At 69.2% G+C, this 20,455-nt stretch carries 21 protein-coding genes; 20 read left to right on the plus strand and 1 reads right to left on the minus strand.

Features of this window, described 5'->3' with window-relative positions; all coding sequences use genetic code 11:
* Positions 1 to 118: 118 nt before the first annotated feature.
* The 5 genes from dop (at position 119) to prcA (ending at position 4,261) form a co-directional block, all read left to right on the plus strand.
* Positions 119 to 1,630: a depupylase/deamidase Dop gene (dop, locus tag AB0D93_RS22115; protein ID WP_362121774.1), complete on the plus strand. Its 1,512-nt coding sequence runs from the start codon at positions 119 to 121 to the stop codon at positions 1,628 to 1,630.
* A 173-nt stretch (positions 1,631 to 1,803) separates the two neighbouring features.
* The gene (locus AB0D93_RS22120; protein WP_362121776.1) at positions 1,804 to 2,022 is read left to right on the plus strand and encodes a ubiquitin-like protein Pup; all 219 of its coding nucleotides are present in this window, start codon (positions 1,804 to 1,806) and stop codon (positions 2,020 to 2,022) included.
* A gap of 113 nt (positions 2,023 to 2,135) precedes the next feature.
* The gene (locus AB0D93_RS22125) at positions 2,136 to 2,648 is read left to right on the plus strand and encodes an endonuclease VII domain-containing protein (RefSeq protein ID WP_362121777.1); all 513 of its coding nucleotides are present in this window, start codon (positions 2,136 to 2,138) and stop codon (positions 2,646 to 2,648) included.
* The gene (gene prcB / locus AB0D93_RS22130) at positions 2,600 to 3,445 is read left to right on the plus strand and encodes a proteasome subunit beta (RefSeq protein ID WP_362121779.1); all 846 of its coding nucleotides are present in this window, start codon (positions 2,600 to 2,602) and stop codon (positions 3,443 to 3,445) included. The genes AB0D93_RS22125 and prcB overlap by 49 nt, the downstream gene beginning before the upstream one ends.
* A 63-nt stretch (positions 3,446 to 3,508) precedes the next feature.
* Complete coding sequence (prcA, locus tag AB0D93_RS22135) at positions 3,509 to 4,261, plus strand: proteasome subunit alpha (protein WP_362121781.1); 753 nt, start codon at positions 3,509 to 3,511, stop codon at positions 4,259 to 4,261.
* 85 nt (positions 4,262 to 4,346) lie between these two features.
* On the opposite strand, the gene AB0D93_RS22140 is transcribed toward prcA, so the two are convergent.
* Positions 4,347 to 5,372: a LacI family DNA-binding transcriptional regulator gene (locus tag AB0D93_RS22140; RefSeq protein ID WP_362121783.1), complete on the minus strand. Its 1,026-nt coding sequence runs from the start codon at positions 5,370 to 5,372 to the stop codon at positions 4,347 to 4,349.
* Positions 5,373 to 5,492: 120 nt separating this feature from the next.
* Here AB0D93_RS22140 and AB0D93_RS22145 point away from each other — a divergent pair, with 120 nt between their 5' ends.
* From AB0D93_RS22145 to AB0D93_RS22215, 15 genes are all read left to right on the plus strand, one after another.
* Positions 5,493 to 6,752, plus strand: coding sequence for an MFS transporter (locus AB0D93_RS22145; protein WP_362121785.1), 1,260 nt, complete (start codon positions 5,493 to 5,495; stop codon positions 6,750 to 6,752).
* 9 nt (positions 6,753 to 6,761) lie between these two features.
* Positions 6,762 to 8,123 (plus strand): Pup--protein ligase, encoded by a 1,362-nt coding sequence (gene pafA / locus AB0D93_RS22150; RefSeq protein WP_361250545.1) that lies wholly within the window; start codon positions 6,762 to 6,764, stop codon positions 8,121 to 8,123.
* 143 nt (positions 8,124 to 8,266) lie between these two features.
* Positions 8,267 to 9,271, plus strand: coding sequence for an FKBP-type peptidyl-prolyl cis-trans isomerase (locus tag AB0D93_RS22155; RefSeq protein ID WP_362121787.1), 1,005 nt, complete (start codon positions 8,267 to 8,269; stop codon positions 9,269 to 9,271).
* An 85-nt stretch (positions 9,272 to 9,356) separates the two neighbouring features.
* Positions 9,357 to 9,728 carry an FKBP-type peptidyl-prolyl cis-trans isomerase gene (locus AB0D93_RS22160; protein WP_362121789.1) on the plus strand — a complete coding sequence of 124 codons (372 nt, stop codon included), beginning with the start codon at positions 9,357 to 9,359 and terminating at the stop codon, positions 9,726 to 9,728.
* A gap of 168 nt (positions 9,729 to 9,896) precedes the next feature.
* Positions 9,897 to 10,850, plus strand: a complete 954-nt coding sequence (locus tag AB0D93_RS22165) for a WYL domain-containing protein (protein ID WP_362121791.1) — start codon at positions 9,897 to 9,899, stop codon at positions 10,848 to 10,850.
* A 14-nt stretch (positions 10,851 to 10,864) separates the two neighbouring features.
* A complete protein-coding gene (locus AB0D93_RS22170; RefSeq protein WP_362121793.1) occupies positions 10,865 to 11,857 on the plus strand; it encodes a WYL domain-containing protein in 993 nt (330 codons plus the stop codon).
* A gap of 68 nt (positions 11,858 to 11,925) precedes the next feature.
* A complete protein-coding gene (locus AB0D93_RS22175) occupies positions 11,926 to 12,219 on the plus strand; it encodes a hypothetical protein (protein WP_362121794.1) in 294 nt (97 codons plus the stop codon).
* A 10-nt stretch (positions 12,220 to 12,229) separates the two neighbouring features.
* The gene (locus AB0D93_RS22180) at positions 12,230 to 12,424 is read left to right on the plus strand and encodes a hypothetical protein (RefSeq protein WP_362121796.1); all 195 of its coding nucleotides are present in this window, start codon (positions 12,230 to 12,232) and stop codon (positions 12,422 to 12,424) included.
* 260 nt (positions 12,425 to 12,684) lie between these two features.
* The gene (gene tatA, locus AB0D93_RS22185) at positions 12,685 to 12,963 is read left to right on the plus strand and encodes a Sec-independent protein translocase subunit TatA (RefSeq protein ID WP_362121798.1); all 279 of its coding nucleotides are present in this window, start codon (positions 12,685 to 12,687) and stop codon (positions 12,961 to 12,963) included.
* Between the two features lie 47 nt (positions 12,964 to 13,010).
* Positions 13,011 to 13,964 carry a twin-arginine translocase subunit TatC gene (gene tatC, locus AB0D93_RS22190; protein ID WP_362121800.1) on the plus strand — a complete coding sequence of 318 codons (954 nt, stop codon included), beginning with the start codon at positions 13,011 to 13,013 and terminating at the stop codon, positions 13,962 to 13,964.
* Positions 13,965 to 14,049: 85 nt separating this feature from the next.
* Complete coding sequence (locus AB0D93_RS22195; RefSeq protein WP_362121802.1) at positions 14,050 to 16,902, plus strand: DEAD/DEAH box helicase; 2,853 nt, start codon at positions 14,050 to 14,052, stop codon at positions 16,900 to 16,902.
* A 428-nt stretch (positions 16,903 to 17,330) separates the two neighbouring features.
* Complete coding sequence (locus AB0D93_RS22200) at positions 17,331 to 19,001, plus strand: ATP-binding protein (RefSeq protein WP_362121804.1); 1,671 nt, start codon at positions 17,331 to 17,333, stop codon at positions 18,999 to 19,001.
* Entirely contained in the window at positions 18,998 to 19,402 is a 405-nt protein-coding gene (locus AB0D93_RS22205; RefSeq protein WP_362121806.1) for a roadblock/LC7 domain-containing protein, read from the plus strand. Before AB0D93_RS22200 ends, AB0D93_RS22205 begins: the two co-directional genes overlap by 4 nt.
* Positions 19,399 to 19,827, plus strand: a complete 429-nt coding sequence (locus AB0D93_RS22210) for a DUF742 domain-containing protein (protein WP_362121808.1) — start codon at positions 19,399 to 19,401, stop codon at positions 19,825 to 19,827. Before AB0D93_RS22205 ends, AB0D93_RS22210 begins: the two co-directional genes overlap by 4 nt.
* Positions 19,808 to 20,428: an ATP/GTP-binding protein gene (locus tag AB0D93_RS22215; protein ID WP_362121810.1), complete on the plus strand. Its 621-nt coding sequence runs from the start codon at positions 19,808 to 19,810 to the stop codon at positions 20,426 to 20,428. Before AB0D93_RS22210 ends, AB0D93_RS22215 begins: the two co-directional genes overlap by 20 nt.
* The last annotated feature ends 27 nt before the right edge of the window (positions 20,429 to 20,455 follow it).

A 20,455-nucleotide genomic window follows, 5' to 3' on the forward strand; every position in this document is an offset into this window, starting at 1 on the left:
GGCTCGTTCCTACCGCCGAGTCGCGCAGTGCGGGGACGGGCACCGCACACGCACCGGAGCGCCAGCGGTACGTGAGCGGCGCCCACGACCGAGGGTGCCGCCGGGCAAGGAGGGCCGCATGACCGTACGGCGAGTAATGGGCATCGAGACGGAGTACGGGATCTCCGTCCCCGGCCACCCCAACGCCAATGCCATGCTCACCTCGTCCCAGATCGTCAACGCCTACGCGGCGGCGATGCACCGGGCCCGACGGGCCCGCTGGGACTTCGAGGAAGAGAACCCGCTACGGGACGCACGAGGCTTCGACCTCGCCCGAGAAGCCGCCGACGCCAGCCAGCTCACCGACGAGGACATCGGCCTCGCCAACGTCATCCTCACCAACGGCGCGCGCCTCTACGTCGACCACGCCCACCCCGAATACAGCGCACCGGAGGTCACCAACCCCCGCGACGCCGTCCTCTGGGACAAGGCCGGCGAACGCATCATGGCCGAGGCCGCCGAACGAGCCGCCCAGCTCCCCGGCGCCCAGCCCATCCACCTCTACAAGAACAACACCGACAACAAGGGCGCCAGCTACGGCACGCACGAGAACTACCTGATGAAGCGGGAAACCCCCTTCTCCGACATCGTGCGCCACCTGACCCCCTTCTTCGTCTCCCGCCAGGTCTTCGCAGGCGCCGGCCGCGTCGGCATCGGCCAGGACGGCCACGAACACGGCTTCCAGATCAGCCAGCGCGCCGACTACTTCGAAGTCGAGGTGGGCCTCGAGACGACGCTGAAGCGGCCCATCATCAACACCCGCGACGAACCCCATGCGGACGCGGAGAAATACCGCCGCCTCCACGTGATCATCGGCGACGCCAACCTCTCCGAGATCTCCACCTACCTCAAACTGGGCACGACCTCCCTGGTCCTGTCCATGATCGAGGACGGCTTCATCGCGGTGGACCTCGCGGTCGACCAGCCCGTCCGCACACTCCACCAGGTCTCGCACGACCCGTCGCTGAAGCGCCTGATCACCCTCCGCAGCGGCCGCACCCTGACCGCCGTCCAGCTCCAGATGGAGTACTACGAGCTGTCGCGCAAGTACGTGGAGGAGCGCTACGGCGCGGACGCCGACGACCAGACCAAGGACGTCCTCGCCCGCTGGGAGGACACCCTCACCCGGCTCGAGCACGACCCCATGAGCCTCGCCGGCGAACTGGACTGGGTGGCCAAGCGTGAACTCATGGAGGGCTACCGCCGGCGCGACAGCCTCGACTGGGACGCCGCCCGCCTCCACCTCGTCGACCTCCAGTACGCCGACGTAAGGGCCGAGAAGGGCCTCTACAACCGCCTCGCGGCCCGCGGCCGCATGAAGCGCCTCCTGGACGAGTCCGAGGTCGACAAGGCCCGCACCAAGCCACCGGAGGACACCCGCGCCTACTTCCGGGGCCGCTGCCTGGAGCAGTACGCCGACGACGTCGCGGCCGCGAGCTGGGACTCGGTGATTTTCGACCTCCCCGGCCGCGATTCGCTGCAGCGCGTCCCAACCCTGGAACCACTACGCGGAACGCGAAATCACGTCAAGGAACTGCTGGACCGCTGCCGCACCGCGGAAGACCTGGTCAGGGTCCTGTCAGGCGGCTGAGTGGGCCAAGGGGGGTACTCGGTGCGGCCCGGGCGGGCAGGGTGGAAATCCCGCCGTCCGGGAATCATCGAGGTGGCCCCCGTACGTTGGAGAAACTGCGGGGCCGATGTCGGACCCGGCTTGTAGGGTCTGATCATCACCGATCGGCAGGCGAACTGAGCGGGGTGAGGGATATGGCAACCAAGGACACCGGCGGCGGACAGCAGAAGGCCACACGCGACACCGAAGAGGTCGAGGAGCAGGCGCAGGACGCGCAGGCCCAGGGGGACCTCAAGGAGCGGCAGGAGAAGCTGTCGGACGACGTGGACTCCGTCCTGGACGAAATCGATGACGTACTCGAGGAGAACGCAGAGGACTTCGTTCGAAGCTTCGTTCAGAAAGGCGGCCAGTAGCCTTCGAATCGAAGGTTGCAGGGGGATCTGGCTTGGGGAGCGAAGAAGGCGTGAAGCGCTGCTCGCGGTGTAGGCAGCACAAGCCGCGGGCGGCGTTCGCGCGAAACAAGGCGATGCGTGACGGGCTCCAGGCCTATTGCCGAGAGTGCGCATCGGAATACCACCAGCAGCGTCAGGTGGCCAGGGGACGCAACGTTCGTCCAAGAGTGGATGTGCCCCCGGAGCACAAGTACTGCCGTACCTGCGGCGAGATCAAACCGCACAGGGAGTGGACGCGAAACAGCAGCGCCTCAGACGGTCTGGCAACCCTCTGCAAGGCGTGCAAGGCGCTAAAGGGTCGGCAGCACCATCTCAAGCGAAACTACGGCCTCACCGAAGCCCAGCGTGACGCGATGGTCGCTTCCCAGCGAGGCCTGTGCGCGATCTGCCTGGAAGCACCGCCCGCGCATGTGGATCACTGCCACAAGACGGGTAGGGTCCGAGGCGTACTGTGCTTCAACTGCAATTCGGCCATCGGCAAGTTGCGTGACGACCCCGTGGCCGCACGCCGAGCCGCCGCCTATCTGGAAGGAAACTTGTGGAAGCCAACTCTCGTGGCACCGGGCGTCTACCAGCTGCCTTCCTGACGCCAGGGTCCTCCTCCTTCATGGACTTCCTGTCCGAGCACCAGCCCGAGATGCTGCCCGGCAACCGGCAGCTGCCGCCCACGCAGGGGGTGATCGAGGCGCCGCACGGCACGACCATCGTGGCGGTGACCTTCCCGGGGGGCGTGGTGCTCGCCGGTGACCGTCGGGCGACCATGGGGAATGTGATCGCCCAGCGGGACATCGAGAAGGTGTTCCCGGCGGACGAGTACTCGGCCGTCGGTATCGCCGGCACCGCCGGTCTCGCGGTGGAGATGGTCAAGCTCTTCCAGTTGGAGCTGGAGCACTTCGAGAAGGTCGAGGGTGCGCAGCTGTCGCTGGAGGGCAAGGCGAACCGGTTGTCGACGATGATCAGGTCCAACCTGGGCATGGCCATGCAGGGTCTGGCCGTGGTGCCGCTCTTCGCGGGGTACGACCTGGACCGGGAGAAGGGCCGCATCTTCTCCTACGACGTCACGGGTGGCCGCAGCGAGGAGCAGAACTTCGCGGCGACGGGCTCGGGCTCGATCTTCGCTCGCGGTGCGATGAAGAAGTTGTTCCGTGACGACCTGAGCGAGGCGCAGGCGACCACGCTGGTGGTGCAGGCCCTCTATGACGCGGCTGACGACGACTCGGCGACCGGTGGTCCCGATGTCGCCCGCCGGATCTACCCGATCATCACCGTGATCACCGAGGACGGTTTCCGCCGGCTGTCGGAGGAGGAGTCCTCCGACGTCGCTCGTGCGGTGCTCCAGAGGCGTCTGGAGGAGCCGGACGGTCCGAAGGCCGCCCTGCTCTGAGTGCGGGCCCCGGTTTCTTATCAAGGTGATCCAGTGACCATGACAGAAAGGGACGGATAACCGGTGTCGACGCCGTTCTATGTCTCCCCCCAGCAGGCGATGGCCGACCGGGCGGAGTACGCCCGGAAGGGCATTGCCCGTGGCCGCAGTCTGGTGGTCATGCAGTTTGCCGACGGCATCGTGTTCGTCGGTGAGAACCCGTCCCGTGCGCTGCACAAGTTCAGCGAGATCTACGACCGGATCGGTTTTGCGGCCGCCGGTAAGTACAACGAGTACGAGAACCTGCGCATCGGTGGTGTCCGCTACGCCGACCTGCGTGGTTACACCTATGACCGTGATGATGTGACCGCCCGTGGTCTGGCGAACGTGTACGCCCAGACGCTCGGCACGATCTTCTCCTCGGCGGCTGAGAAGCCGTACGAGGTGGAGCTGGTCGTGGCGGAGGTGGGGGAGACCCCGGAGGGCGACCAGATCTACCGGCTGCCGCACGACGGTTCGATCGTGGACGAGCACGGCTCGGTCGCGGTGGGTGGCAATGCCGAGCAGATCAGTGGCTTCCTGGACCAGCGTCACCAGGACGGTATGAGCCTGGCGGAGGCGCTCAAGCTGGCGGTGCAGGCTCTGTCCCGGGACACGAACGGGAGTGAGCGGGAGATTCCCGCGGAGCGGCTGGAGGTGGCGGTGCTGGACCGTACGCGTCCGCAGAAGCGGAAGTTCAAGCGCATCGTGGGTCGTCAGCTGTCGCGTCTGCTGGCGGCGGACGGTGCGGTCTCGGAGGCGGAGAGTGCCGAGGAGGACGGCTCCGAGGAGGAGTGACCCGCCCTGGTCGCTCCAGATCGCCTGTTTCGTGTGCCCCGGCCGGTTTTCCCGGCCGGGGCACACGGCGTTCAGTCACCGGGCATCACGGGGTCCATGCGGTCCGTGGTGGGGCCGTGGAGCCGCGTACGACCAGGTGGACCGGGATGTCCCCGCCTGCTGGTTCGCGGCCCTCCAGGACGGCCAGGAGGGCCTGCATGCCGCGTTCGCCGAAGAGTTCGGCGTCGAGTCGTACGGTCGTCAGCTCGGGGTCGATGGCGGTGGCGAGGCCGAGGTCGTCGACGCCGGTGACGGACACGTCGTCGGGTACGCGCAGGCCGAGGCGCCGTAGTGCTTTGTAGGCGCCGGCGGCGAGTTTGTCGTCGTCGCAGACGACGGCGGTGGGCCGGGGGCCGGGTGTGGTGAGCGCGGCCTCGGTGGCGGCCAGTGCTCCCTCGATGGAGATGGGGGCCCGGGCGGTGTGTATGCGGGTGCCGGGGGCGGCTGCCATGCGGGTCGCCAGTTCACGTGCGCGTACGTGGAAGGTCCAGGAGGGGACGTCGGCGGCGAGGTGCAGGATGCGGCGGTGGCCGAGGTCCAGGAGGTGTTGGGTGACCTGGCGGATGCCGTCGGTGATGTCGAGGTTGACGGTGGCGGCGCCCAGGCTGCCCTCGGGGTCGCTGTCGAGCATGACGAGGGGGAGCTGGTCGCCGCGGATGGCGGTGAGGGCGTCGGCGGCCATGGAGGAGGCGAGAACGCCGTCGAGGGCGGTTTGTGCGGAGGCGAAGGGGTCGCGGGCGGGGCCGATGCCTTCGGGGGAGGGGTAGAGGACGACGCCGAAGCCGTTGTCGGCGGCGACGCGGGCGGCGCCGGTGTAGACGCCTGCGAAGAATTCGGTGGTCAGGGCGGGGACGACCAGCAGGACGGTGCGGGTGTGGCCGAGGCGGAGGTTGCGGGCGGCGAGGTTGGGGCGGTAGCCCAGTTCGCGGGCGGCGTCGCGGACGCGTTCGGCGGTGGCTTCGGAGACCCTGCCGCGCCATTTGTCGCCGAGGACGAGGGAGACGGCGGCCTGGGAGACCCCGGCCGCCTGGGCGACGTCCCGGCTGGTCGGGCGCGTGCTGCTGCGTGCCACCGTCGGGCTGCTCCTTCGTCTGGACGTGTGAACAGCGCACATGGTACGTATGGGAGAGCTAGTTATACGTAAAACGTCGGGTCGTCGCGCCGGTCCGGTGGAGCCGCTGGAGGGCAGCACATGGCCACGGGCTATCTGGAGATACTCCGGGCGAGGCATGCGCTGCGGCTGCTCACCGGCACTCTTGTGGGGCGGTTGCCGAACGCCACGGCCGCGATCGCCCTGGTGCTCTTCGTCCGTGCCGAGGGCGGCACCTACAGCCTCGCGGGTGCGCTGGCGGCGGTCTACGGCGTCGCCAACGCCGTCGGCCAGCCGGTCCTGGGTCGGCTGGTGGACCTGCACGGTCAGCCGCGTGTCCAGTTGCCCGCGGCCGTCCTCGCGGCGCTGTGCATGACGGTCTTCGCGTTCTCGGGCACGGATCCGCTGCCGTTGGCGTACGCGGCCGTGGCGGCGGCGGGCCTGTTCACGCCTCCGCTGGAGGGGGGTCTGCGGGCCCTGTGGCCGTCGGTGCTGGGCCGTGAGGAGCAGGTGCACACGGCGTACGCGATGGACGCGATCGCGCAGGAGATCATGTTCACGGTGGGGCCGCTGCTGGTGACGCTGTGCGTGTCGCTGTGGGACGAGCGCGCGGCCCTTCTGGTGCTGAACGTGCTCGGTGTGCTGGGGGCGCTGTCGGTGGTGGTCTCGCCGCCCTCGCGTGCGTGGCGGTCGGCTCCGCGCGAGGCGCACTGGCTGGGGGCGCTGCGCTCCGCGGGGCTGCTCGCGCTGCTCGGCGCGTTCCTGTTCGTGGGTATCGCGCTGGGCTCGATCACGGTGGCGTCGGTGTCGTACGCCGATGGTCACGGCGGTGACGCGGTGTACGGCTGGATGATGGCGGGGCTGGGGCTGGGGGCGCTGGTCGGGGGCACGGTGTACGGGGCTCGTCGGTGGGCGGGTTCGGCGGAGCGGCGACTGCGGGTGCTGGTGGCGCTTCTGGCGGTGTGTTATCTGCCGTTGATGCTGACGCCGGGTGCGGTGGCCATGGTGGTGCTCTCGGTGGTCTCGGGGGTCTTCCTGGCGCCCTGCATCGCCTGTGCGTTCATCATCGTGGACCGGCATGCGCCGAGCGGGACGGTCACCGAGGCGTTCTCGTGGCTTGTGACGACGTTCACCGTGGGTGCGTCGGTGGGGACGGGTGTGGCGGGTCCGGTGGTCCAGGCGGGTGGCACGGTGTGGGGTTTCGCGGTTCCGGGTGCGGCGGGGGCGGTGTCGTTGCTGGTGTTGCTGGCCACGGGGCGGGTCCTCGCAGCTCCCGCGCGGGGCGGGGTCGTTGCGTCTTCATCGGAAAATGATCCAAATCGTGCTGTCGAACCCCGTTTCAGCTCAGGGGATCGGGCGTAATGTTCAGTCATGGACCGCCGCATTTTCGGGCTGGAGAACGAGTACGGCGTCACGTGCACGTTCAGGGGACAGCGGCGCCTGTCTCCTGACGAGGTGGCGCGGTACCTCTTCCGCCGTGTCGTGTCATGGGGCCGCAGCAGCAATGTCTTTCTGCGAAACGGCGCCCGGCTCTATCTCGACGTGGGCTCACATCCGGAATACGCGACACCCGAATGTGACAACGTGATCGAACTGGTCACCCACGACAAGGCCGGCGAGCGCATTCTCGAAGGACTCCTGGTGGACGCGGAACGACGCCTGCACGAGGAGGGAATCGCGGGCGACGTCTACCTGTTCAAGAACAACACCGACTCGGCGGGCAACTCGTACGGTTGCCACGAGAACTATCTGGTGGCGCGGCACGGGGAGTTCTCCCGGCTCGCGGACATCCTCATCCCGTTCCTGGTCACCAGGCAGTTGCTGTGCGGGGCGGGGAAGGTGCTGCAGACGCCGCGTGGTGCGGTGTACTGCGTGAGCCAGCGCGCGGAGCACATCTGGGAGGGCGTGTCCTCGGCGACGACCCGTTCGAGGCCCATCATCAACACGCGTGACGAGCCGCACGCGGATGCGGAGCGTTACCGCCGGCTGCACGTCATCGTCGGTGACTCGAACATGTCCGAGACGACGATGCTGCTGAAGGTCGGTGCCACGGACCTGGTGCTGCGCATGATCGAGGCGGGCACGGTGATGCGGGATCTGACGCTGGAGAACCCGATCCGGGCGATCCGTGAGGTCAGCCATGACATCACCGGCCGGCGCAAGGTGCGGCTGGCGAGCGGCCGGGAGGCCTCGGCGCTGGAGGTGCAGCGGGAGTACTTCGACAAGGCGGTGGACTTCTGCGACCGCCGCGGGATCCGCACGGGTACGGTCGCGCAGGTGCTGGAGCTGTGGGGCCGTACGCTGGACGCGATCGAGACCGAGGAGCTGGACCGGATCGCCACCGAGATCGACTGGGTGATGAAGTACAAGCTCATCGAGCGGTACCGGGCCAAGCACAACATGACCATGTCGCATCCGCGGGTCGCTCAGATAGACCTCGCCTACCACGACATCCACCGTCGTCGTGGCCTGTACTACCTGCTGGAGAAGAAGGGTCAGGCCGCCCGGGTCTGCAACGACTTGAAGATCTTCGAGGGCAAGTCGGTTCCGCCGCAGACCACTCGGGCGCGGTTGCGCGGTGACTTCATCCGGCGGGCACAGGAGCAGCGCAGGGACTTCACGGTCGACTGGGTGCACCTGAAGCTGAACGACCAGGCGCAGCGGACGGTGTTGTGCAAGGACCCGTTCCGTTCGGTGGACGACCGGGTGGAGAAGCTGATCGCCGGAATGTAGCGAAAAGCTGGTGAGTCAAGCGTTTCGGGCGTGAAATGCCGGAGCGCCACACGGGCGTCGTACGTTTCACGTACGGCGCCCTCCTCACGTCGTAGAGTTGCGCGCACGCCAACCACAAGATCGACCGATTACGAGGCTCTTCCGTGCGCCGACGTTCAGTCCTCCTCGCCGCTGTACCCGCAGGTCTGGTCACGCTAGCCGGTTGCGGTGACGGCAAGTCCTCCTCCAGCAAGGCCAGTGCCTCGCCGTCGCCCTCGGTGTCGACGGTTCCTCCGCCGAAGATCGTGGACGGCCCGTTGCCGGCGATCACGGCGGGCGCGAAGTTCGGTGAGAAGCCGACGGTGGCCAAGGGGCCGGGTGAGCCGTCGAAGAACCTGGCGGTGAAGACGGTCATCGCGGGCAGTGGCCGTACGGTCGCGGAGAACGACTTCATCCAGGCGAACTACCTGGGCCAGATCTGGACCAGCGGCAAGGTCTTCGACAACTCCTACGACCGCAAGCGTCCGCTGGTGATGCAGTTGGCCCAGGGCAGCATCATCGACGGCTGGCGGTATGGCCTCGCGGGTCGCAAGACGGGCAGCCGGGTTCTGATGGCGGTGCCGCCGACCTGGGGTTATGGCACGTCGGGGAATGCGCAGGCGGGGATCAAGGGCACGGACACGCTGGTGTTCGTCATCGATCTGATCGAGTCGTTCAACTCGAAGAGCTCGGCGCGGGGCAAGCCGGTGGCGCAGACCGACGCCGCGCTGCCCAAGGTCGCCACCAACACCGACGGCGCCGTCCCCAAGGTGACCATCCCGAAGGCGGCGCCGCCGAAGAAGCTCGTGTCGGCCTACGTCCTGGAGGGTGACGGTCCCGAGCTGAAGTCCGATCAGACGGTGCTGTGCCAGTTCCAGGGGCTGGTCTGGGACGGCGGGAAGACGTTCCAGCGGACGTACGGCTCGGGCCGGCTCAGCGAGTTCGCGCTGGAGCAGATGCAGCAGGCCGTGAAGGGTCTGGCGCAGGGTCTGACCGGCAAGAAGGTGGGCAGCCGGGTGCTGATCGTCGTGCCGCCGGAGCTGGGGTACGGCAACACGCCGCCGAGCGGTGGTGTGATCAAGAAGGGTTCGACGCTCGTGTTCACGGTGGACATCCTGGCGGCGATGTAGCCGGTGGTGTCCGTTGCGGGCGGCGGGGGTGCGGAGATGAAAGACTGTCGGCGTTTCGTGTCGTACACAAGCAGGAGCTTTTGACGTGAGCATCGACAAGCCCGAGATCGACTTTCCGGGTGGCGAGCCCCCGGCGGACCTGGAGATCAAGGACATCTGGGAGGGTGACGGTCCGGTCGCGCAGGCGGGCCAGAACGTCACCGTGCACTACGTGGGTGTCGCCTTCAGCACGGGTGAGGAGTTCGACGCCAGCTGGAACCGGGGCACGCCGTTCCGCTTCCCGCTGGGCGGGGGCCGTGTCATCGCGGGCTGGGACCGGGGCGTGCAGGGCATGAAGGTCGGTGGCCGCCGCCAGCTGACCATCCCCGCCCACCTCGCCTACGGCAACCAGAGCCCGACTCCGGCGATCAAGCCGGGCGAGACGCTGATCTTCGTGGTGGACCTGCTGGGTGTCTGATCCCCGCCGGGTCCACCTGATCCACACCTGATCGGCCGGCCGTATCCGACCGGAACCGATCACCTGGGGCCCATGCCTGTCCGGGCATGGGCCCTCGGCTTTTGTCACCGTGCTGAGGAGCGGTACGGTCATCGGTCGGAAGCACCATAGGGAAGGCGAAGGGCGTCGATGGCCATTGCCAAGGCCGAGCGGCTGATGAACCTCGCGCTGTGTCTGCTCGGCACACGGCGGCCACTCAGCAAGCGCGAGCTGCGTACGTCCGTCGAGGCCTACCTCGAGGCGGGCTCGGACGACTCCTTCAACAGGATGTTCGAGCGGGACAAGGACGACCTGCGCGAGCTGGGTCTGGTCATCGAGACGGTGGAGAACCTCGACGGCGAGGTCGGCTATCTGGCCCGCCGCGACAGCAACCGCCTGCCGCCCATCACCCTGGACGCCGAGGAGGCGGCGGCGCTCGGTCTCGCCGCGAAGGTGTGGCAGCAGGCCCGCCTCGCCGGCGCCGCCAGCGGTGCCCTGCAGAAGCTGCGCGCCGCGGGGCTCCCCGAGGACGTCGACCCGTACGAGGCGCACGGCGCCCTGGAACCGCGCATCCCGGTGCACGAGGCCGCGTTCGAGCCGCTGATGCTGGCCTGCCGCGACCGCCGCCCGGTCCTCTTCGACTACCGCAAGGCCTCCGCCGCCCGTCCCGAGCCCCGGCACGTGGAGCCGTGGGCGCTGGAGTGCTGGCGCGGGCACTGGTACCTGGCCGGTTTCGACCGGGACCGGGGTGCCGAGCGGGTCTTCCGGCTGTCCCGGATCACCGGCCGGGTCCGTTCGCGCGGCACCGGCTTCACCGCTCCCGTGCCCGACGTGGTCACCGTGCGCGAGACCGTCGCGAGCTGGGCGGGCGAGATCGCCGACGGCACGGCGCTGATCCGGCTGCGTTCCGGTGCCGGTTACCCCCTTCGGGCGAAGGCGTCCCAGGTGCGGGAACTCGGCGACGGCTGGGACGAGTTGGAGATTCCGTACGGGCACGGCCTGGACGCCTGGCTGGTGGAGTTCGGGCCGGACGTGGTGGTCCTGGAGCCGCCCGAGCTGCGCGCGGACGTGGTGGACCGGCTGCGTGCCGTGGCCAAGGGCTGAGGGGGAGCAGGACTGTGGCAGGCAAACCGGTCAGGCCCGTGAACGCCATCGACCAGACCCGGCGGATGCTCTCCCTGGTGACGTATCTGCGCGAGCGCCCCGGCGCGCGGATCGCCGACGTCGCGCGTGCCTTCGGCATCACCGAGGACGAACTGGTCGCCGACCTGGATCTGCTGCCGATGTGCGGTACCAGCTTCCGCGGCGGTGACCTGCTGGACATCGACACCGACGGCGAGCGCATCTGGTGGCACAACCCGGCCGCGCTGGGCGAGGAGGCCGCCGAGCCGCTGCGGCTGGCCGCCGACGAGGCCACCGCGCTGCTGGTGGCCGCCCGCGCGGTCTCGACCCTGCCGGGCCTGCGCGAGGGCGACCGCCAGGCCCTGCTGCGGGCCACGGCCAAGGTGGAGGCCGCCGCCGGGGAGGCCGCCGGTGCCAGTTCCCGGCTGTCGGTGACGTTCGAGTCCGAGGGCGGGGTCTTCGCCGACGTCGACCGGGCGATCTCCGAGCGCCGCCGGCTGTGGATCCGCTACTACTCGCCGGCCCGTGACGAGGTCACCGAGCGGGAGATCGACCCCATCCGCCTGGTCAGCGTCGGCCACACCTATGTCGAGGCCTGGTGCCGCCGCTCCGAGGCCCGGCGCACCTTCCGGCTCGACCGGGTCGCCGAGATCAGGATCCTGGACGAGCCGTCCGCGCCGCCCGAGATAGAGCTGCGCGACCTCTCCGAGGGGCTGGTGCAGCCGGCCGCCGAGGACCCGGAGGTCGTGGTCGAGGTCGGCCCGGGCGGCCGCTGGGTGGCCGAGTACTACCCGCACGACAGCGCCGATGAGCTTCCCGACGGCGGGCTGCGTATCACTCTGCGCACCCCCGATCCGGCCTCCCTGCGGCGCCTGGCGCTGCGGCTCGGTGCCGACGGCCGGATCGTCTCCCCGCCCGAGCTGGCCGCGAGCGCCCGCAGCGCGGCGGCGGAGGCCCTCGCGGCGTACGACACGGCGGGGCCGCGGTGAGCCACTGCGGCGCCCCGGGCGAACGCGGCGCATCGCTGGTGGACGACCAGAGAAGAGGAGCGAGGCCTGTGAGCGAGTCTCCGGTGTCCGGTGCGGATGAGATGACGGTGGCGGCCGCCTTCGCCGGGATGAGAAGAGTGGTCCCCGTGATGTTCAGGGCGGGCTGCCCGGACTGCCGGGGCCGCTTCGAGCTCACCGCGAGCGCGCTGCGTCTCGCCATCGGTGCCAGCAGGCGGACGACGTTCTACTCGTTCACCTGCCCCGAGTGCGGTGCCGCCGTCCGCAAGCCCGCCGGGGAACGCATCGTCGAGCTGCTCACCGGCGGCGGGGTCCGCACCCTGCGGCTGCACACCACCGTCTAGTCTCGACGTCATGTTCTGGCCGATGTGCGCGGTAGCGGTGGGTTTCCTGGGTCTCGCGGTGCTGGGGGTGCTCGCCGTCCGGGTCTTCCTGGAGGCCCGGCGCCTCGGGCAGCAGGTCACGGACTCCGCGCGCCGTATCAACAGGGCGGCCGAGGACCTGGAGCGGGCGGCAGGCAGCGCGGCCCGTGCCGTGGACGCCCTGTGAGCGTGGCCGGGGGGCCTCTGTGAGTCCCGCGACGCAAGCGCTTTGCGTCACTTCGCCCTGTCACGCCGCCCATGGGGACAGGTAGGCTGCTTGTCGCGGTGCGGAGAACGAGGCCCGCATCGTGGACCGGGAGTACGCACGGGGATTGCCTCACGTTTACCCCTGAGCGTTACGATCGCTGCGAGCACGACCATCGGACACATGTCCGACCGGTCGGACAGCACCCCACCCCAGCCGCCTCGGTGAGAAGGTAAAGACTTATGTTCGGAAGGCTCGGAGCCCCCGAGATCATTCTCATCCTCGTCGTCATCGTCCTGCTGTTCGGCGCGAAGAAGCTTCCGGACATGGCCCGCTCGCTCGGCAAGTCCGCGCGGATCCTGAAGAGCGAGGCCAAGGCGATGAAGGAGGAGTCCAACACCTCCGCCCAGGCGCCCGCCTCCAACGAGCAGCCTCCGTCGCAGCGCACCATCCAGGCGGCCCCCGGCGACGTGACCAGCTCGCGGCCGGTCAACGAGCCCACGGACACCACCCAGCGCTGACGCAGGGCCGGAAGTCCCCGGCCTCCCGCACGAGATGAGGACGTGGGTTGCTCAAGTCTGCCCGCAAGAAGGAGAAGGATCCCGAGGGGCGGATGCCTCTTGCGGATCACCTCCGTGAGCTCCGCAACCGGCTCGCGAAGGCGCTGCTGGCCATCGTCGTCGTGACGATCGTCGCCGCCTTCTTCTACAACGACATCATCAACTTCCTGACCAAGCCGATCCTCGACTCGGTCGGTTGCGCGGAGACCTTCGAACAACTGGCGAAGGCCAAGAGCAATCACCAGTGTGCGGAGATCACCATCAACGGGCTCCTCGCCCCGTTCACGCTGGCCCTCCAGGTCTCGCTGATGGCGGGCGTGGTGGCCGCGTCGCCGATCTGGCTGTACCAGCTGTGGGCGTTCGTCGCGCCGGGACTGCACCGGCACGAGAAGAAGTACGCCTACGCCTTCGTCTTCACCGGGGCCCCGCTGTTCTTCGCCGGCGCGTTCTTCGCGTACAAGGTGCTGCCCACCACGGCGAAGGTGCTGATCGACTTCACGCCGAACGGCAACATCAAGAACCTGCTGCCGCTGGACGACCTGCTCCAGCTGGTCACGCGCATGGTGATCGTCTTCGGTCTCTCCTTCGAGCTGCCGCTGCTGCTGATCATGCTCAATCTCACCGGGATCCTGACCGGCAGCCGCATGCTCGGCTGGTGGCGCGGCATGATCCTGGGCATCACTGTCTTCGCGGCCGTGGCCACGCCCAGCACCGACCCGCTGTCGATGCTGGCCCTCGCCGGACCGATCTGGGTGCTGTACTTCGGCGCGGTGCTGTTCTCCCTGGCGAACGACAAGCGCAAGCGCCGCCGCGAGGCGGAGGGGCCCGACGACGACGAGGCCTCCGAGCTGGACCTCACCCCCGAGGACATCGGCGCGGTCGAGCCCGTCCCGGCCAGCCGGGCCCTGCCCGAGCAGCCGGCCGGCCCGGACCGGGTCAACGGCTACGACGACGTGACCTGACCCCGCGCCTCACCGAGCCACGCGCGACGCCCCCGCCCTGGTGGACGGGGGCGTCGCGCGTGTCGCGAGGCAAATGATCGGGATAATGATCGTCCTGTTGTCAGTGGGTCCCGGTACGCTCGAAAGCACGATGACAGAGGACCTCTCACCGGCCGAGCGGTACGCGGCAGCCCGCAGGCGGGCAGCCGAGCAGGCCACCGCGCTCGCGTCCTTCCGCGAGATGTACGACTTCGGCCTCGACCCCTTCCAGATCGAGGCCTGCGAGGCACTCGAAGCGGGGAAGGGCGTACTGGTGGCCGCCCCCACCGGCTCGGGCAAGACGATCGTGGGCGAGTTCGCCGTCCACCTCGCCCTCGGGCAGGGCAAGAAGTGCTTCTACACGACACCCATCAAGGCGCTGTCGAACCAGAAGTACGCCGACCTGTGCCGTCGCTACGGCACCGGCAAGGTCGGCCTCCTCACCGGCGACAACAGCGTGAACTCCGACGCCCCGGTGGTCGTGATGACCACCGAGGTCCTGCGGAACATGCTCTACGCCGGCTCCCAGACCCTCCTCGGCCTCGGCTACGTGGTCATGGACGAGGTGCACTACCTCTCCGACCGCTTCCGCGGCGCCGTCTGGGAAGAGGTGATCATCCACCTGCCCGAGTCGGTGACCCTGGTGTCGCTGTCGGCGACGGTCTCCAACGCCGAGGAGTTCGGTGACTGGCTGGACACCGTCCGTGGCGACACCGAGGTGATCGTCGCCGAGCACCGGCCCGTGCCGCTGTTCCAGCACGTCCTCGCCGGGCGCCGGATGTACGACCTGTTCGAGGAGGGGGAGGGCCACAAGAAGGCCGTCAACCCCGACCTGGTCCGTCTGGCCCGCATGGAGGCCACCAGACCCTCGTACCAGGACCGCCGCCGCGGCCGGGCGATGCGCGAGGCCGACCGGGAGCGCGAGCGCAGACAGCGCTCGCGCGTGTGGACACCGGGCCGGCCCGAGGTCATCGAGCGTCTGGACTCCGAGGGCCTGCTCCCGGCCATCACCTTCATCTTCAGCCGCGCCGCCTGCGAGGCCGCCGTCCAGCAGTGCCTGTACGCGGGCCTGAGACTCAACGACGAGGAGGCGCGGGAACAGGTCCGCGCCCTGGTCGAGGAGCGCACCGCCGCCATCCCGCCCGAGGACCTGCACGTCCTCGGCTACTACGAATGGCTGGAGGGCCTGGAGCGCGGCATCGCCGCCCACCACGCGGGCATGCTGCCGACCTTCAAGGAGGTCGTGGAGGAGCTGTTCGTACGCGGCCTGGTCAAGGCGGTGTTCGCCACCGAGACCCTCGCGCTCGGCATCAACATGCCCGCGCGTTCGGTGGTGCTGGAGAAACTCGTCAAGTGGAACGGCGAGCAGCACGCCGACATCACCCCCGGCGAGTACACCCAGCTGACCGGCCGCGCCGGCCGCCGGGGCATCGACGTCGAGGGCCACGCGGTCGTGCTGTGGCAGCGCGGCATGAGCCCCGAGCACCTCGCCGGCCTCGCGGGCACGCGCACGTACCCGCTGCGCTCCAGCTTCAAGCCGTCGTACAACATGGCGGTCAACCTGGTCGAGCAGTTCGGCCGGCACCGCTCGCGCGAGCTGCTGGAGACCTCCTTCGCGCAGTTCCAGGCCGACAAGTCGGTCGTCGGCATCTCCCGGCAGGTGCAGCGCAACGAGGAGGGCCTGGAGGGCTACAAGGCCTCCATGACCTGCCACCTCGGCGACTTCGAGGAGTACGCGCGCCTGCGCCGCGAACTGAAGGACCGCGAGACCGAGCTGGCCCGGCAGGGCGCCAACCAGCGGCGCGCCGAGGCGGCCGTGGCCCTGGAGAGGCTCAAGCCGGGCGACGTCATCCACGTCCCCACGGGCAAGTACGCGGGCCTGGCCCTGGTGCTGGACCCGGGCCTGCCCGCCGGCCGCTCCACCGGCCACCGCGGCTTCGACCACCACGACGGCCCGCGCCCCCTGGTGCTCACCGCCGAACGGCAGGTCAAACGGCTGGCGTCGATGGACTTCCCGGTGCCGGTCGAGCCGCTGGACCGGATGCGGATCCCGAAATCCTTCAACCCGCGTTCCCCGCAGTCCCGCCGGGACCTCGCCTCCGCGCTGCGCACCAAGGCCGGGCACATCCCGCCGGAGCGGGCCCGCAAGAAGCGCTCCCAGGCCGCGGACGACCGCGAGATCGCCCGCCTGCGCACCGCCATCCGCGCGCACCCCTGCCATGGCTGCAACGACCGTGAGGACCACGCCCGTTGGGCCGAGCGCTACCACCGGCTGCTGCGCGACACCTCGCAGCTGGAGCGCCGTATCGAGGGCCGTACGAACACGATCGCGCGCACCTTCGACCGGATCGTGGCGCTGCTGACCGAGCTGGACTACCTGCGCGCCGACGAGGTCACCGAGCACGGCAAACGGCTCGCCCGGCTGTACGGCGAACTGGACCTGCTGGCCAGCGAGTGCCTGCGCGAGCGGGTCTGGGAGGGCCTCGGCCCGGCCGAACTCGCGGCGTGCGTCTCGGCGTTGGTGTACGAGGCGCGGGTCGGCGACGACGCGATGGCACCCAAGCTGCCCTCGGGCAGGGCGAAGGCCGCGCTCGGGGAGATGGTGCGGATCTGGGGCCGGCTGGACGCTCTGGAGGAGGAGTTCCGGATCAACCAGACCGAGGGCGTCGGTCAACGCGAGCCGGATCTCGGCTTCGCCTGGGCCGCGTACATGTGGGCCTCGGGCAAGGGGCTCGACGAGGTGCTGCGCGAGGCGGAGATGCCCGCGGGGGACTTCGTGCGCTGGTGCAAGCAGGTCATCGACGTGCTGGGCCAGATCTCAGCGGCTTCCCCCGTGGAGGGCTCGACCGTGGCGAAGGCCGCGCGCAAGGCTGTTGATCAGTTGCTGCGGGGCGTGGTCGCCTACTCGTCCGTGGGGTGACCTGAGGATTCGCGGGCGCGGGTGAACTGTGGCGGGTCGCGCCCGCGCCGGCGGAGCCGCATATATACACAGCCCCGCGCCCCTTCAGGGAGTTGCGGCTGCCCGGTGCCCCAAAGGGCGGCTTCCCTCTTCGCTTTCACTCATCACGGTGAGTCACTTTCGCATGCCCGTACGCCGTGACCGAACGTGTTCGAATGGCAGCCCAGCGTGTAAATGGGGCCGAGGGTACTCCTGTCATACCGGCGATTTCAGGTGCTTGCCGAATATGACACGGCGATGATCCGGTCGGACTAAGCTCGCCCGCGGCGCACCGAGTTGAGGTGAATTCGTGCGCCTGTTCCCAAACATGCGACAGATCCCGACAGTTCCATGAATCTTCCCCCCAAAAGCTCTCCCGACACCCAGCCGATTCGTCTCAGAAGGCATCCATGGTGAGTGTTCAGAAGCCTCCCGGTCGCCGTGAACGTCCGTATGCGCGCGTGCTGTTGCCCCCGGCCATAGTGATGGCCGCCGCGACCGGGGCCGCTGTCGCCCTGGTGTCGTCCCCCTCGGCCCGGATCGCCGTCGGCGCGGTCGGGGCGCTGGGCCTGCTGCTGGTCCTCGCCACGGGCGGGGAGGCCGCCCGCCGGGGCCGCAGGCTCCGCGAGGAACAGGCCGAGCACGCCCGTCACAGCGCGTATCTGGAGCACCGGATCGCCGCCCACGACGAGCTCATCGAGCGCTTCGCCACCGACGTCATCCCCCACGGCCTGCTGCGGCTGCGCGTCGGAGAGCCGCTGCGCGACGTGATGCTCAAGGGCTACGACGTCGACCCCGAACTGCGCAGCCTGCCGGACTCGTACCGCCAGCTGTTCCGCGCCGCGATGCGCGGGGCCGAGTACGAGATCAGCATGCGCGACGCCACCGAGCAGTCCTTCGTGAGCATCGCCCGCCGCGTCCAGGCCATCGTCCACCAGCAGTCCAACGAACTGCGGGAGATGGAGGAGGATCACGGCCGCAACCCCGAGGTCTTCGACGACCTGCTGCGCATCGACCACGGCACCTCGCTGATCGGTCGTCTCGCCGACACCATCTCCGTCCTCGGCGGCGGCCGCCCCGGCCGTCAGTGGCCCCTGCCGGTCTCCCTCTACAGCACGCTGCGTGGCGCCATGTCGCGCATCCTGGAGTACCGCCGCATCCAGCTGAACTCGATCGTCAACATCAACATCAAGGGCACCTCCGTCGAGCCGGTCATCCACGCCGCCGCCGAACTCCTCGACAACGCCACCCGCTACTCGCCGCCGTCGACGAAGGTGCACGTCACGGCGGCCGAGGTGCAGACCGGCGTCGTCATCGAGATCGAGGACGCCGGCGTCAGCCTCAGCGAGGAGTCCCGCGCCCGCATCGAGAAGATGATCGAGGACGCGAAGAACGGCGACGACGCCCACAACCTCGGTGAGAACCCGCGCCTCGGCCTCGCCGTCGTCGGCCGCCTGTGCAAGATGTTCGACATGGAGGTCTCGCTGCGGGCCTCCGCCTACGGAGGTGTCCGCGCGATCCTGATCGTGCCGCGCGTGATGACCACCACCGAGCCCGGAGTCGGCGCCGCCCACGGCATCGGCGCCACCGGTACCCCGATCCCCGCGCTCGGAGCCGTCGAGGGCCCCAAGCGCCCGCCGAAGCGCCGCCGCCCCACCAGCCCGAAGATCCCGGCCGGGATCTCCATGGAGGACGACGTCCCGGTGGTCACCGAGTGGACGGCGGGCGGGCTGCCGCAGCGCCGCAGCCGGATGAAGACCCCGATCAGCCAGCGCTTCGCCGAGAAGGCCGAGATCGAACAGGCCGAGCGCGAGGGCAGGCCCACCGTCTGGTCGCAGCCGAAGCCCGAACCCGAACCCGAGATCGACCCCCAGCGCAAGAAGCTCATGGAGCGGCCGATCGGCCAGGGGATCGAGGACTTCTGGAACGGCCTGCGCAAGGGCATGCCCGAGGGCGCCACCGGGCCGGAACTGACCGACTTCACGAGGCACCCGGAAAAGTACGTGCACCTGCTCAACGACTACGCGGACGCGCCCGTCGAGGGCACCACCGAGGCCGACGACGAGGGGGACCTCAAGTGATCCAGCAGCGAGGCAACATCGACTGGATGCTGAAGCAGCTGAACGACGGCGTGCCCGGCATCGAGATGATCGTGGTCCTCTCCGCGGACGGACTCCGCATCGCCCGCTACGGCAGCGACCCCGACGCGTGCGACCGGGTCGCCGCCGCCTGCGCGGGCGTGCAGAGCCTGGCCGGCGCCATCATCAAGGAACTCCCCGGCGCCGGAGACATGCAGGTCGTGGTCTTCGAGATCGACGGCGGCTACTTCTACCTCATGAACGCCGGCGACAACGCCTACCTCGCCGTGCTGGCCGACGTGACCTGCGAGCCGGGCCGGATGAGCGGCATGATGCGCGACCTGGTCGTCCGGATCGGCGCCCATCTCTCCAGTCCGCCCCGGCGGAACGGGCAGAGCGTATGACTCCTCCACGACGCAAACGGCGAGAGCCGAAACCCCCGCAGCCCCCGCAGCCGCGCCCCCAGCCGCCGGAGCCCGGGCCGGCGGACGGCGAGCCCGAGCCGAAGAACCCCGAACGGCTCTACACCGTAGCCGGATCCGAGGACGGCGCACGCGCCGAACTCGACCTCGTGACCCTGATCGTGGCGCGCGACGCGCCCCAGCCGCCCGCCTCACCGGAGCAGGCCGCGGTGCTGCGGCTGTGTGCCAACCCCCTGTCCGTGGCCGAGCTCTCGGCCTATCTGAACCTGCCGTTCAGCGCGATGACCGTCCTGATCACCGAGCTGATCACGGCCGAACTGGTACAGGTGCGCGCCCCGGTCGTCCGCCAGGCGGTCCCCGACCGTTCACTCCTCGAAGCGGTGATGCATGGACTTCAACGGCTCTGACACCATCCCCGGCCCGCGCACCGAGGACCATCTCCCGCACACGGCCGAGACCGCGGTCAAGATCGTGATCGTGGGCGGTTTCGGCGTCGGCAAGACCACCATGGTCGGTTCCGTCAGCGACATCAGGCCGCTGACCACCGAGGAGACCATGACCCAGGCCGGCATCGGCGTGGACGACAACTACGGCTCCGAGTCCAAGACGGCCACCACCGTGGCCATGGACTTCGGCCGCATCAGCATCACCGACAAGCTGGTGCTCTACCTCTTCGGCACCCCCGGCCAGGAGCGCTTCTGGTTCCTGTGGAACGGGCTGTTCGAAGGCGCGCTCGGCGCGGTCGTCCTCGTCGACACCCGCCGCCTGGAGGTCAGCTTCGACGTCATGGGCCGGCTGGAGGAACGCGGCGTGCCCTTCGTCGTCGCCGTCAACTCCTTCCCCGACGCGCCCCGTTACCCGATCGAGGAACTGCGCACCGCGCTCGACCTGACCCCGGAGATCCCGATCATGGACTGCGACGTACGCCGCCGGGCCTCCAGCAAGGACGTGCTGATGACGCTGATGCGCTTCCTGCACTCGATCGCCCTGTCCCGCGCCCTCGCCTGATCCGCAGCCGATCCGCCCCCACACCAT

It is taken from the genome of Streptomyces sp. NPDC048191 (genome assembly GCF_040652655.1).
In the GTDB taxonomy this organism is placed as follows: domain Bacteria; phylum Actinomycetota; class Actinomycetes; order Streptomycetales; family Streptomycetaceae; genus Streptomyces.